The organism is Pseudomonas sp. COW5, from assembly GCF_026240005.1.
Taxonomy (GTDB): domain Bacteria; phylum Pseudomonadota; class Gammaproteobacteria; order Pseudomonadales; family Pseudomonadaceae; genus Aquipseudomonas; species Aquipseudomonas kribbensis.
On record NZ_JAPHVP010000001.1, the window covers coordinates 5,197,062 to 5,212,259 of the forward strand.

The 15,198-nt window shown below is 61.8% G+C and carries 3 protein-coding genes; all 3 read left to right on the forward strand.

The genetic code is table 11. The annotated features are described in order from the left end of the window. Positions 1 to 132: 132 nt before the first annotated feature. The 3 genes from OQ248_RS23830 to OQ248_RS23840 all read left to right on the forward strand — a co-directional run bounded on the left by OQ248_RS23830 (position 133) and on the right by OQ248_RS23840 (position 15,167). On the forward strand, positions 133 to 1,242 hold the full coding sequence (locus OQ248_RS23830) for a substrate-binding domain-containing protein (RefSeq protein ID WP_265814233.1): 1,110 nt from the start codon (positions 133 to 135) through the stop codon (positions 1,240 to 1,242). A gap of 96 nt (positions 1,243 to 1,338) precedes the next feature. Beyond that, positions 1,339 to 2,451 carry a substrate-binding domain-containing protein gene (locus tag OQ248_RS23835; RefSeq protein ID WP_265814234.1) on the forward strand — a complete coding sequence of 371 codons (1,113 nt, stop codon included), beginning with the start codon at positions 1,339 to 1,341 and terminating at the stop codon, positions 2,449 to 2,451. 212 nt (positions 2,452 to 2,663) lie between these two features. After that, the gene (locus OQ248_RS23840; protein WP_265814235.1) at positions 2,664 to 15,167 is read left to right on the forward strand and encodes a filamentous hemagglutinin family protein; all 12,504 of its coding nucleotides are present in this window, start codon (positions 2,664 to 2,666) and stop codon (positions 15,165 to 15,167) included. Positions 15,168 to 15,198 lie beyond the last annotated feature (31 nt).

Below are 15,198 nucleotides of genomic sequence, written 5' to 3' on the forward strand. Positions count from 1 at the left end.
CCGGAAACTGCGAATTTCTCAGTGCGACTTAACCACGGACCCCGCTTGCGAAGGTCAGCGGTGAGTCATCCCAGTGTCATGCAAGCAATCCGAAAACCTGTGTTCCCAACCTAGTTGAAAAGGAGATTCTTCATGTTCAAGCGCACTCTGATCGCAGCTTCCCTGACCGTTGCCGCTCTGGCTTCCGCTCAAGCCATGGCCGTTACCGGTGGTGGTGCAACTCTGCCAGCCGCTCTGTACAAAGGTTCTGCCGACAGCATCCTGCCTGCCAACTTCAGCTACGCTGCCATCGGCAGCGGCGGTGGCAAGACCGCTTTCCTGACCAACAACCCGGCCGGCTTCAGCACCACTGGCACTGTGCACTTCGCCGGTAGCGACTCGATCCTCAGCGCTTCGGAGCTCAAGACCTACAAAGACACCTACAATGCTTCGTTCGGTCCGCTGATTCAGCTGCCTTCGGTTGCCACTTCGGTTGCCATCCCTTACAAAAAAGCCGGTCAGACTGCTCTGAACCTGACCAGCGCTCAGCTGTGTGAAGTGTTCTCCGGCAAGACGACCACCTGGGGCGGTCTGCTGGGCACTAGCGACGACACCAAAATCCGCGTCGTTTATCGCAACGTTTCCAGCGGCACTTCGGAAATCCTGACCCGTCACCTGAGCACCGTCTGCTCTGATCAGTTCGCCACCAACAGCACCTTCACCAGCGCTCGTATCGGCGGCATCGCTCTGCCTGCGAACTGGGTCGGCGTAGCCAACACCTCCGATGTCGCCACTGCCGTGAACGCGGTTGACGGTTCCATCGGTTATGTCGGTCCGGACGGTGTCGACGCTACCAGCAACGCTGTTGTTGCCCGCGTCAACGGTGTTCAGCCGACTTCGCTCAACGTAACCCTGGCGCTGTCGTCGGTGACCCCTCCGTCGTCTGCTGCCGATGCTGCCGATCCATCCAAGTGGTCGCCAGTGGTTGCCAACCCGACTTCGGGTTACAAACTGGCTGCCTACACCAACTTCATCTTCGGTCAGTGCTACAAGGATGCAGCCGTGGCCGCGGACGTCAAAGCCTTCCTGACCCAGCACTACAGCAACCCGGGCAACAACACTGCGACTCAGGCCCACAAGTTCGTCGCCGTGCCTAACGCCTGGAAAACCGCTGTAACCGCCAACTTCATCACCAACACCTCGGGCAACAACCTGGACATCAACAACACCACCGTGTGCAACACCATCGGTCGTCCTTTGTAAGCAGGTTGGTTTAGTCAGCTGTAACGGTGGCAGCCCTTCGGGGCTGCCATTTTTTTTGGCTCCCGTTCGGGGGGGCATTCGATAAGGAGATTGAACATGTTCAAACGTATTGGAGTGGCTGCACTGGTATCGGCGGCGCTGGTTTCGGGGCAGGCGATGGCGGTGACGGTGATCGGAGGTGGGGCAACCATCCCGGCGAAACTTTACAGGGGCTCGGTGAACAGCATATTGCCGGCCACCTTCAACTACGCCGCAGCAGGTAGCGGTTACGGAAAACAGGCCTTTCTGACTAACGATCCCATGCGTCTGGCTCAAACCGGGACGGTGCATTTTGCGGCCAGTGACTCCACTCTGACTGCCTCGGAACTTTTGACCTATTCCAAGCAGTATGGGGCTTCATACGGTCCATTGATCCAGCTACCGTCGGTCATCACGTCCGTGGCTATCCCTTATAAAAAGTCTGGCCAGACTGCGCTGAACCTGTTTGATAATCAGCTGTGCGATGTGTTTTCCGGTAATAAAAACACGTGGGGTTCTCTATTAGGTACCTCGGACACCACCCCTATTCGCGTTGTCTTCCGGAAGGAGGCGAGTGGCGCTACGGAGATTCTGACCCGCCATTTGAACTCGATCTGCCCAACGCAATTCGTGACCGATGCGCGATTCACTGTCGCGCGGATACCCTATTCCTCAATACCTGTAAATTGGGTAGCGGTGGAATATGACCAGGATGTCGCACAAGCCGTAAACGCTGTCGATGGTTCTATCGGTTATGCCGGCCCGGATAACGTTGATGCAAGCAACAATGCGGTTGTGGCTCGTATCAACGGAGTTCAGCCAACGCCCCCCAACCTGTCGTTGGCATTGTCGTCTACATCAAAACCCCCGACTGCTGTGGACACCGCAAACCCTGCTCTCTGGTCTCCAGTCGTGGCTAATCCGAGTCTGGGTTACAAGATGACCGCGTTTACCAATTTCATTTTCGGTCAATGCTACAAAGACGCTGCGGTTGCAGCGGAAGTTAAGGCCTTTCTGGCAGCTCACTACAGTATTCCCGGCAACAACGCCGCGACACAGGCGCATAAATTCAATGCCATGTCTTATGCCTGGAAGAACGAGGTCATCGCCAACTTCGTCACTAACACCACCGGCAATAACCTCGATATCAACAACCCCAGCGTCTGCAACGGCATCGGCCGTCCGCTCTGAACAATAGAACCATCAATACCAATGGCGGCCTCGTGCAGGGCCGCCATTTTTGTCTGGATGACATTCCATCCTCCGAAACCCGCGAATACTCCCCCAACATGAAGTTTGTGTGACATCCGTTCGGTCGCGCCCCTCGCCAACTGCCTATGACGTAACAGCAGGTTTTTGCACGCCTGCGGCCTTGTGTGGCAATCAAAAAGGATCTCGTAGTGATGCTCGCTCGCCCATCCCGTCGTCGTACCAACGTTCTGTCCTCCAAGCGTGAAACCGGGGAGCCGTCGCTGTGGCTGCTCAAGCCGTTGACGCACGCGGTGGCGTTGTGTCTGGTGGCGGGCAGTGCGCAGGCACAGACGGCGTTCAGTTCGGGATGGTTTGCTGCAAAGGGAGCGGCGCAACAGGCTGCGGCGGCACGTCCGAGCGTGGGTGGCTTGCCGGGCATGACACCGCCGCTGGCCCAGCAGCAGAGGGCCAATGCGCAGTTGCAACGCTCGATTCAGACCCTGAACAACACGGTCGCTGCGATTGCCGCGCAACAGGCGGCGCAGGCGGCCGGACGCACCGCCGCGTTGGGCACGGTGCAGTTCGTGCCGGACGGCCTGGGCGAGGGCGGTTTGAAAGTCGACAACAGCCTGACCCAGGGCTGGCAGAACGCGAAGGGCCCGCAGCAGACCCAAGTCGATGGCAAAACCACGGTGACGATCGAGCAGACTGCCGACAAGGCAATCCTCAACTGGGAAACCTTCAACGTCGGCCGCAACACCACGGTGGACTTCGCCCAGCAATCGAACTGGGCAGTGCTCAACCGGGTCAACGATCCGAACGCCCGGGCCAGCCAGATTCAAGGCCAGATCAAGGGCAACGGCACGGTGATGCTGATCAACCGCAACGGCATCGTGTTCAGCGGCAGCAGTCAGGTCAACGTGCGCAACCTGGTGGCCGCTGCCGCCAACATCACCGACATCCAGTTCCGTGATCGTGGCTTGTATTTCGACAGCACCGGCACTCAGCCGACCTTCACCGATGCCGCTGGCAAAGTGTTGGTGGAGCGTGGTGCGTCGATTGAAACCCACAAACCGGCGGCTTCCACCGATGCCGGCGGCTATGCGCTGCTGCTCGGCAACGAAGTGCAGAACGACGGCAGCATCAACACCGCCAAGGGCCAGACCGTGCTGGCGGCCGGTGATCGTTTCTACATCCGCAAGGGCTCGGGCACCGAAGGCAATGCGCTGTCGACCACATTCGGCAGCGAAGTCATTCCGGGCTTCAAGGCCGGTGCCGTTACGGGCAAAGTCACTAACAACGGACTGATCCAGTCGTCTACCGGCGACATCACAATGGCGGGGCACGAGGTCGTGCAAAACGGCGTATTGCTCGCCAGCACATCAGTGTCGACGCGGGGCACGATTCACCTCACCAACCCGATCACCGATACCAATGGCAGCGTGACGCTGGGGCAGGGCAGTGCCACGGCGATCATGCTCGACAGCAGCGACATGACCGCCCTCGACAGCCAGCATCAGGCCGCGCTGACGGGCGTCACGGCCAACAACCGGATCCGTGGCGACCAGTCGCGTATCGAGATTCAGAGCGGCGGCAGTGTCGAATTCCAGAACGGCTCGATCACCCTGGCCACCGGCGGCCAGGTCGCGGTCAGCGCACAGCGCCGCAGCCTGGTGCGTGACGGTGCGATGATCGATGTGTCCGGTGCCATTGGCGTCAAAGTGGCGATGGAAAACAACAGCATCAAGATCAACGTGCAGGGCAACGAGCAGCGTGATGCGTCGGTCAACCGCGAGAAAGGCGCGCTCAACAGCAACGACATCTGGGTCGATGTGCGCGAGCTGGTGTACGTACCGGCCGGCACCAACGGCTACGCCACGGATCGCTGGTACACCGCCGGCGGCCTGCTGGAAGTCGGCGGTTATCTCGGCACCCAGGGCCACAGCGTCGGCGAGTGGATGGCCCAGGGCGGTACGGTGAGTTTTGCCGGTAACGACGTGGTCACCGAAAAGGGCTCGCTGATCAACCTGTCCGGCGGCACCCTGGATGTGCAAAGCGGGCAGATCCGCCAGAGCTGGCTGCGGGGCGCCGACGGACGCTTGTATGAAGTTTCCCGTGCGTCGGGGGATCTGCTCTACACCGGGCTGTACAAAGGTTATGAAGACAACAGCGAGCGCTGGGGCCAGACCAGTTATTTCTACAACCCGCTGATTGCCCCGCGTTCACGTTTCGAGTCGGGTTACACCGTGGGCCGCGATGCCGGGCAATTGGTGATTTCCACAGCCAACGCCGTGCTCAACGGGCAAATGATCGGCGATGTGTACCAGGGCGAGCGGCAGAATCAGGCGCCGAAACCTGTTCTCGATGGTTATCAGCAGAGCCAGACCGCACTGGCCCGGCGTGCGCAGTTGATCGTCGGCAGTTACGACCCGACCTTCGTCGCGGCATCGAATGGGCTGCTCTACACCCTCAATCCATTGCTCGATCAGGTGCAGATCGGTGGCACGCGTCCGGTCGCCGGCAATGATCTTGATTTGACCGGCGCGGTGTCCGATACCCGCAAGGGCAAGCTGTATCTCGATAACGACCAGCTCAACGGATTCCGCCTCGGTGCGCTCAAGGTTTCGGCCAAGGATCAGATCGCCGTTGACGGTGCACTCACGGTCGATAACGGTGGTGACATTACCCTGTACGCCCCGGATGTGCAGGTCGGCGCCGATCTGACTGCTCGCGGTGGCAGTCTGCGTCTGGGCAACGTGCTCAATCAGTTCAATGGTGGCGCAAACACCGACACTCGTCTGGCGGCCAAAGCCGACAAAAAGACGCAAACCCGCATCGCCGAGGGGGTGCAACTCGACACCCGAGGGCTGTGGAGCAACCTGCGCACCAACCCGGACGATAACGCCAGCCTCGCGTATCTGAACGGTGGCCTGATATCGATCCGCAGCAGCGGCGATATCGACGTCTCTGCCGGCAGCCTGCTCGACGTTTCTTCCGGTGGCGCCGTACTCGCCAATGGCAAGACCCGGGGTGGCAAGGGCGGTGATCTGACGCTGGAGTCCAGTGCCATTTCCGCGCCGGGGAAATCGCATCTGAACCTCAATGGCGAACTGCGCGGTTACGGCGTCACGAGCGGCGGCACACTGACGGTGCAGGCCAACAAAATACTTGTCGGGCAAACGGATAAAACCCTGGCAGACAACACCCTGCAACTGTCCACCGACCTGTTCAGCAAAGGGTTCTCCGCCTACAACCTGATCGGCCTGAGCGGGCTCGACGTTGCCGAAGGCACCACAATTGACGTGAACATGCCGGTGTACCGTTTCGGTGATGCGGCACCCAACCAGGTCAGTGGCGTCGATCCGCGAACGGCGCTGGAGCTGTGGACACCGACGCTGTTCCAGGAAAACCCGACCAAGGGCGTGCTGACCCAGCGCGCCGGTGCCAGCCTGACACTGCAAGGCGGCGCGACGCTGGTCGAGCTGATCGACGCCGCCAACAGCACCTTGACCCTGGGCCGTGGCTCGCGCATCAGCGTCGACCCGGGGCAGAGCATCAAGCTGCGCGGTGCCGGGCAGATCACCGTCGGCGGTGAACTGAATGCCTGGGGCGGCACGATCGATATTCGTCAACAACAATTCGGCTTGATCCAGCCGGCCACCTCCATTCAAACGGCGGATCCGAACGCCCATGACCGCTCGATCTGGATCGGCGAGCAGGCCGTGCTGGATGTCGCCGGGCGTGCGAATACGGCGACCGACACCCTGGGCCGCACTTACGGGCAGGTCGGCAAGGGCGGCAGCATCATCATCGGCGGCGAGATCGACTCGAAACTGGCAACGGCCACAGCCGCCGATGCCTACGTGATTGTGCGTCCGGGCGCGCGGCTTGATGCCTCGGGCACCGAGGCTGTTCTGGATATCGCCGGTCAGGGCCCGACCCGCGTGGCAACGGATGGCGGGCGCATCGGTTTGAGTTCCTACACAGGCCTGTTCGTTGAAGGCAACTTGCGAGCGGCGGCGGGTGGCGTCGGGGCGGCTGGTGGTCGTCTGGAGCTGGCGCTGGAGACGCCGCTGTATTCCGACTCGGCGAGCAACGCGGTGCGGGCACCGAGGGAAATGATCATCGGCCAAGGGGCAGGGAACGGGCTGTTGCCCGCGAATCTGCAACCCGGCGAAGGCGCCGATGGCTTGCGCTACGGTCAAGCCCGTTTGAGTGCCGATGGCTTGATGACGGGCGGTTTCGACAATCTCAGCCTGCTGAGCAATGGTCTGTTGTCGTTTGACGGTGACGTCAATCTGCGCATGAATCAGAGCCTCAGTCTGTTCGCCGGAGCGCTGTCGCTCGCCGAGAATTCCAAAGGCACGGCACGGATCGACTTGAGTGCTCCGTACCTGCGTCTGTCGGGTGTGGGCACCTACTTTGCCGGCTTCAGCATGATGCGCCCACGACTGCTCCCTGGCCCGACGACCCGGTTGTCCGACGCGACGTTCAATGCCTCCGCGAACCTCCTGGATGTGAGCAATGGCCTGTCCTTCGGGACTCAGGGTTCGATCCTGCAACGGCAGGCGCCGGCCGTTGAATACAGCCGTCGGGCTTTTGGTCTGGTGAGCCTCGACAGCAGCGGCGACCTGCGTTTCCTCGCGCCGAACGATGGCGCTGTGGGCACCCGATTGTGGACGCCAGGCGACTTGGATCTAGGGGCGGCGCAGATCTATCCCGCCACCGGTATTCAGGCCGAGGTGCGCGTCGGTTATCAGGGCGAGGTTCCGGTTTCTCAACACACCTTGCGGATCAGCGGCCACGGAGCCGCACCGGCTGCAGTGCCGTACTCGGCATTCGGAAAGCTGATTTTTTCCGCCGCGTACATCGAGCAGGGCGGTGTCTTGCGTGCACCGCTGGGCAAGATCGTATTGGGTGACGATCTGCTCAGCACTACTCGCGAGGTTCATCTCTTGCCGGGCAGTCTGACTTCGGTCAGCGGTGCCGGCCTGGTCATGCCATACGGTGGCACCACGGACGGTATCGACTATCGCTACAACGGCAAATCCGTGGTGCTCGACGGCATCACTGGCGAAACCTCAGGTGTGTCGATCGGCACGCAGTACGCAGACGTGCAGGGCGGCGCGGTCATCGACCTGTCCGGTGGTGGGGATCTGCGCGGCGCCGGCTTCGTGTCCGGTCGTGGTGGCTCCACCGATGCGCGCTACAACCCGCTGGTGCGCAATGCGCCTGACGGCACCTTCAGCCTGCCGGGGCTGGCGAGCAACCCGGTCTATGCCATCGTGCCTGGCAACCAGAGCAGCTATGCGCCGATGCTGGCAGAAGCCGGTGCGGTCGATCCGCGCATTGGCCAGCAGATCACCATTGGTGGCGGCGTTCCGGGGTTGGCGGCGGGTACTTACACACTGTTGCCGTCAACGTTCGCCTTGATGCCCGGTGCGTTCCGCGTTGAGGTAAACGGTCAGGCGACGCCCGGCGTGACAACGGGGGCGCTGCCACTGCGCAATGGTTCATGGACCAGCAGCGGGCAGATGTCGATTGCCAATACCGGCCTGCGTGACAGCCTTGCCAGTCAGGTGATTCTCACGTCTGCCGATGTGTTGCGTCGTTACTCGCAGTACAACGAAACCGGCTTTACCCGGTTCATCCAGAGCGACGCCGCCCGGCGTGGTGTGCCGCGTGCGCTGACACCGATGGACGGCAAGATACTGGATCTGCGCCTGGCCCCGGGGGGCAAACAAGGCATCGCTTTGCAGTTCAACGGGCGCGCGTTGTTCGAGGCTGCCGAGGGCGGTCTGGTCGGAGCGGCGGTGGTGCGTGGTGGTTATGCGGGCGCCAGCTTTGAAATCCTCGGTTCAGGGCACGCACCGACTCAGGGGTTCAGTGGTGTGTCGTTGTACGCCGATACGCTCAATAATCTCAATGCCGGGCGTCTGGCCATCGGTGCGATGCCGAATGTCCTGTACAACACCGCCGCCAACATCATCGGTTTCGTGGGCACCAGCCCAAACATTGTCTTGCGTGAGGGGGCGATTCTCTCTGCGCCGGAGGTCTTGCTGCGTACCACGTCAACGCTTGGCGGCATCACGGTCGAGGCAGGGGGCGGGATCAATACGCTGGGGCGTGGCAACGTGGCCTACGACTCGATGGCCGGTTTCGTTTATGAGCCGAAAGCCTCCAGCGTGTTGCTCGTTTCCAACGGTTGGACCCAGGTACTCGCGCCGGAGCTGGCAAGTGCCATCACCGGAGCGGGCAGTATCCGGATCGGCACTTGCGCAACGAGTGTGTGCAGCAATCCGGCCCTGCTGTATTCGAACGGCAGTATCACTGCTGCCACGGATAACCAGTTCGAACTCGGTGAAGCCGTGCGTTTCGGCACCCGTCATCTGGCATTGTCGGTCGGCTCGGTCAATGCCGGCAGTGCCGAGGCACTGGCGGCGGCAGGCAGCCGCGTTCCCGCCGGTCTCACGCTGAACCAGAACGTACTCGACCGCTTGCTGCGCGGTGATACACAGTTTGGTGCGCCGGCCCTGGAAACCCTGAGCCTGACCACTCGCGACGCCTTCAATTTCTACGGCAGCGTCAGTCTCGACACGATCGATCCACAGACCGGCCAGAGCAAACTGCAGAATCTGGTGCTGGTCACTCCGGCAATCTACGGTCTGGGCAACGCCGGCGACGTGGCGAGCATCCGTACCGCCAACCTGATCTGGAACGGCGCCAAGCAGAGTCCTGGCGCAGTCATCACGGGTGGCGCCGGTACAGGCAGTGGCACGCTGGACATTCAGGCCCAGCGAATCGAGCTGGGTTACGGACCGATGCCTCAAGCCAGCGGCCTGGATCAGAACAATCGTCTGGCGCTGGGTTTCGCCAACGTCTACCTGAGCGCCAGCGACCGCATCACCGCCAATCACAAGGGCAGCCTGGCGGTGTATCAGGAGCAGGGCGCTTACGATCCGGTCAAGGGTTACAGCTACAGCGGCGGCAATCTGAATCTGCGTACGCCTTTGCTCACTGGCGAGGCGGCATCAGTCAGCCTGCTCAAGGCCGGCAATAGTCTGACATTAAGCGGCGCCGGGGCTGCCGGCGTGGCCAATGCCCTGGGTGCGGAGTTGAACCTTGAAGCCCGCGATATCGTGCTCGACAGCCGTATCGCACTGGCCAGCGGCAAGCTGACGGTGAAGTCCGAAGGCGATTTGACCCTCGGCGGCAATTCCGTGCTGGATCTGTCCGGACGCACCTTGCCATTCAATGATGTCAGCAAGTACAGCTGGGGCGGCGATGTGTCGCTGTACAGCGCCAACGGCAATATCCGTCAGGCTGCAGGCTCACGGATCGATCTGTCGGCGAAGAACAATCAGGCCGGTAACCTCAGTGTCGTCGCGCTGGCCGAGGCGGCCGGGATGGTCGATCTGCAAGGCGAGATTGTCGGCGGCAGCAGCGGTTACTACGACGCCGGGGGCACGCTGGTGCCGTACAAGGCCGGTGGCGTGGACATTCGCGCGCAACGTCTGGGCGGTGACGCCACCGAGCAGTTCGCAGCGCTCAATCAGCGCTTGAACGCCGGGCAGGTTTTCGGCAGCCGCAGCCTGCAACTCAAGCAAGGCAACCTGGTGATCGGCGACGGCCTCAAGGCTGGCGAGGTGAATGTGTCGGTGGACAATGGCAGCCTGACGGTGGCCGGTCTGATCGACTCCAGTGGTGAGCGTGTCGGCAGCATTCGTCTGTCGGCGAAAAACGGTCTGACCCTGGCGGGCAACAGTGTGCTCGATGCCCATGGCCGCGTGCTGCGGCTCGACAGCTACGGCAAGATCATCGATGCGCCGAACCGTGCCACGGTCGAACTCGGTTCCGGCGATGGTTTGCTCACGCTGGGCAGCGGCGCGCGCATCGACCTGCGCCACGGCACCGATGCCGTGCCCGGTTTCCTCGCCGGGCAACACGATGGAATGCTGCGCGGCACGCTGGAGCTGAACGCGCCACGTCTGGGCAGCAATGACATCGCCATCGACGCCAGCGGTGTGTTGACCATTCAGGGCGCACGCTCTATCGGGCTCAATGGCATGCGCCGCTACACCGATGCCCGCGATGGTGTCGATCAGGCGGTCAGTGGCCGGCCGTATCAAGTGATTGATCAGGCCATGCTTGAACGCATTCACGGTGACAGCAAAAACTTTATCAACGCTGCTTTGGGCAACGGTGATCTGTTGCAACGCAAACTCGCCGGACTGAATAACGCCACCTACGCCGATGCATTCCATCTGCGGCCGGGCGTGGAAATCGCCAGCAAGACTGCCAGCGGTGATCTGGTGGTGGAGGGCGATCTGGATTTGTCCGGCTATCGCTACGCCAGTCTCAATCCGCACACGCGACTGAACCCGTTGGTGTACGGGTCGGGGGAGGCCGGCAGCCTGGTGATTCGCGCTGGTGGCAACCTCGACATTTACGGCAGCATCAACGACGGCTTCGCGCCGCCATCGGAAACCAAGGATGACGCTGGCTGGAAACTGATTGCCGGTGTGCAGCCGTTCGGTGGCGATCTGATCGTGCCGGGCAGCGGGGTGACGCTGGCCGAGGGCACGCAGTTTCCGGTGGGCGCGACGCTCAATTACGACGTGACGATTCAAGGCGCGAGACTGGCCAGTGGCACGTTGCTGCCGACCCAGGCGGTTTTGGGCGAGGCGTACACGTTCAGCGCCGGCACTGTGCTGGCGGGGGCTATCCATGATGCCAGCGGAAATCTGTTGTATGCGGCGGGAACGTTGCTCAGCGAAAGTGTGACGTTGCCGGCAAACACCCGCCTGGGGGCCGGTATCCGCCTGAACAAGGCGACGAGTCTGCAGGCCATGACCTGGCCCAAGGGCGTGCCGCTGCCAGGGGTTTTCGACCTCGACCTTTTAACGGTTTCCGGTGTGAAACTGAGTAGCGCGCTGGCCTTGCTGCGTGGCTCGCTGATTCCTTCGATGACTGATGTAAAGCTTGCCGATGGCACTTCGCTGATTGAACTGCGTCCGTTCACGGGTGACCAGCAAGGCAAGAACTGGGCGGTGGCGAGCATGCTGCCATCGGGCAGTACGTCGTGGTCGATGCGCGTGGTAGCGGGTGCGGATATTGATTCAGCCGACAGCCGTGTCGTGAAACCGGTGACCCGCGCGGGTGATCTGCGGCTGGCCGATACTCATTACGGTGTGAAGGTGACGACATCGGCCGGGCGAATGGTCTGGGCGGCGGGTAACCAATATGGCTTCCCCGAGTTTGAACCCGTCCCCGATGACGCTCTGCTTGCTTGCACTATCGAGCCGAGCGATTGTGCCCCCATGGCTCGCTGGGTCTGGGCGCCAGGCAGTGGAGCGGGCCCGGATTACGAGCCGGTTCCCGAGGACGCTCAATTCATTTGTGATCTGCAGCCGGAACTGTGCATCGGCAACAATCCCGGAAAAACCGCCAAAGCTCATACGCAGATGTTCAGCGTCCTGCGCACCGGTACCGGCGATCTCGATCTGATGGCTGCCGGAAACCTGAGCATGGACTCGCCTTTCGGCGTGTACACCGCCGGTACACAGTCATCGAATGTCGACCCGTTGTATAACCAGAAACGCGGGCATCTCTCGGACAATAACTCGGTGTTGGGCACCGCCGGCGCCGATTATGAAAAGTGGGTCAACGGCGGCAGCGACAGCCTCTATCAGGCCTGGTATCCGCAGTTGGGGGGCAACCTGACAATCAATGCCGGCGGGTCGGTTTCGGGGGACTCGGTGGGCACGAAAGCGCAATCGGCAGCGGCTGGGTTCCGTGAGCAGATGGCCAGTGTGGCAGTGGGCAACTGGCTGTGGCGCCAAGGCACGGGTAGTCCGGATGTGCCCACGGCGTGGTGGATCAACTTCGGCAGTTACGCCACCCAAATGGTGTCGGATCGTGTGATCAATACTGAACCGTACCTGGTGGGTTTCACCGGTTTCGGCACTTTGGGCGGGGGCAATATCAGCCTGCGGGCTGGTGGTGATGCCGGCATGCTCAAACCGATGGGCGATGCCGTTCACTATCCGCGCGGGCAGGGGCTGATCGTCGCAGTCGGCAGCACCGGTCGAGTCGCCAGCGATGGCAGCGTGCAGATGACCGGTGGTGGTGACATGGATATTCGAATCGGCGGTACTTTCAACCCCTCGCTGCAAGCGCGGGCAGGAGAAACCGGCATCGGCAAACCGGTCCATGATCTGCAAGGTGCGCTGATCAACCTGCGTGGCGCGGCACGGATGACGGGTGGGGCACTGGGTGGAATCAACCTGCAGTACGGCGCCGGCGCCGTGGTCAATGATCTTCGGGAAACCCGGGCACTTGATCCGTTTACCTCGACCACCGCCAGCGCTTCCGGAGGCGTGGTGCTGATTCCGGGTGACTCGGGCATGAGCCTGAGCAGCCGTGGGGATCTGGTGTTGGGCGGTGCAGCGGATCCTGGGCGAGTGAGCCTGATGAACGCCAGCCCGATCATGGCGGCCAACGGCAGCGTTCAGCAGGGCGGTACTCTGAGTGGCTTCTCATTGTGGACTGACCACACCGCAATCGATCTGTTCTCGGCTGGCGGGAACCTGACGCCGGGCACACAGATATCCGAGTTCAGTACCACCAACGCCCTGATCACGGGACGCAATACCTCGCCTACCGATGGCCGGTTTGTCTACCCGTCGATTCTGCGCGCGGTGGCGGGGCAGGGGTCCATCTATGCCGGGCCATCCGCGACGTTCACTGGCGTAAACAACTACCCGCTGCAAGGTTATTCACTGCTCCTGGCACCGTCGAAGTCGGGACAGCTTGAACTGTTGGCAGGTGACTCTATCTACGCCGGTGGCTATGCAATCAACCAGTCGGGGGCGAGCCCAATGGCCATTACCACGCCGTTCAACCCGGCGTTCAACACCTATACCACCAACAGCAACACAAGCAAGCCGGTGCGCACCAACTATAGCGACGATGGTGTGGCACCTGAGGGCAACGTGCGATATCCGCTGTTTGCCTTTGGTCCCGATAGCTATTCGGGTTTGAACGACGTACAGGGGCCGGCGCGAATCTACGCACTGACGGGGGACCTGGTGGGCGTTCGCAGTGGTGAAACGTTGAGCTTTTCCACTTCCAAACGCACCTGGTACGAAGCGGCCGGTCCTGTGTGGATGATCGCCGGTCGTGACATCGTCGCCTCCGGCACCACCCTGGGGCAGCCTACGGCAGTACCGAGTTCGGAAATAAGCAACGGCAAGGATGATATTTCCTCCACCGGCAACCTGTTTGTCCACAATGACCCACGAGACGTATCGCGAGTGTCGGCAGGTCGCGACATTCTCTACAGCAGCTTCGATATCGCCGGCCCCGGCGTGCTCGATATCAATGCCGGGCGCAACATCCTGATGGAGAACCGCGCCAGCATTACCAGTCTCGGCTCGTTGGTGGCCGGCGATAAACAACCGGGCGCCAGCGTGGTATTGCAGGCTGGTGTGGGCGCGCAGAGGCCGGATTACTCGCGGTTCATCGCCCGTTACCTGAACCCGCAGAACCTCGCCAACCCGAACGCATCGCTCAACGGGCAGCCAGGCAAAGTGGTCAAGACTTACCTCGACGAATTGCAGAGCTGGCTGACCCTCGGCTATGGCTTCAGTGGCAACGCCGAACAGGCGCAAGCCTTCTTCGCTGCACTGCCAAGCGCCGAGCAGGCAATCTTCGCCCGTCAGGTGTACTTCGCCGAACTGCGTGCCGGTGGCCTGGAATACAACGATGCCGATGGCCCACGCAAAGGCAGTTACCTGCGCGGTCGCAACGCCATTGCTTCGCTGTTCCCGACCACCGATGTGGCCGGTAATCCGGTCCGTTATGACGGCGACATCACGATGTATGGCGGAGCAGGGGTGAAAACCCTGTTCGGCGGCGACATCCAGATGCTTACGCCGGGCGGTGGTCAGGTGTTCGGCATCGAAGGTGCGGCGCCGCCGTCCACGGCGGGGATCATCACTCAGGGCTCGGGCAATATTCAGCTCTACTCCGAGGGCAGCATTCTGTTGGGGCAGAGCCGGATCATGACGACGTTTGGTGGCTCGATTCTCGGCTGGTCCGCCGAGGGCGATATCAACGCCGGTCGCGGCTCGAAAACCACCGTGGTCTACACGCCGCCGAAACGCGTGTACGACACTTGGGGCAACGTGACCTTGTCGCCATCGGTGCCGAGCACCGGCGCCGGTATTGCCACGCTCAACCCGATTGCCGAAGTGGCCCCGGGGGACATCGACCTGATCGCCCCGCTGGGTACTATCGATGCGGGCGAGGCGGGGATTCGCGTCTCGGGCAACGTCAACATCGCTGCGCTGACGGTGGTTAACGCCGCCAACATCTCTGTGCAGGGCAAAGCGACCGGTGTGCCGGTGGTTTCGGCGGTCAACACCGGGGCGATCACTTCGGCCAGTTCCGCTGCGTCGTCGGCGACCCAGGCGGCGGAAGATGTCGCCCGTCAGCAGCAAGCCGCGTCGCGCCAGAACCAGGCCTCGGTGTTCACCGTGCAGGTGCTGAGCTTCGGCAACGAACAACTGGCCCCGACCCGCGACGGCGCCAGCCGTGCACCGACACCGGGCTACAACCCCAATAGCCCGGTGCAGGTGCTGGGCGCCGGGGTGCTGGATGAACAGGCTAAACAGCAGCTGACCGAGGAGGAGCGGGGGCAGCTGACGTTGTAAAGGACTCTCGTGTAGTACGCTTCGGGCGGCC

Coding starts and splice junctions, on each gene's coding strand:
- OQ248_RS23830 (WP_265814233.1), top strand. CDS start 133: ATGTTCAAGCGCACTCTGATCGCAGCTTCCCTGACCGTTGCCGCTCTG.
- OQ248_RS23835 (WP_265814234.1), top strand. CDS start 1,339: ATGTTCAAACGTATTGGAGTGGCTGCACTGGTATCGGCGGCGCTGGTT.
- OQ248_RS23840 (WP_265814235.1), top strand. CDS start 2,664: ATGCTCGCTCGCCCATCCCGTCGTCGTACCAACGTTCTGTCCTCCAAG.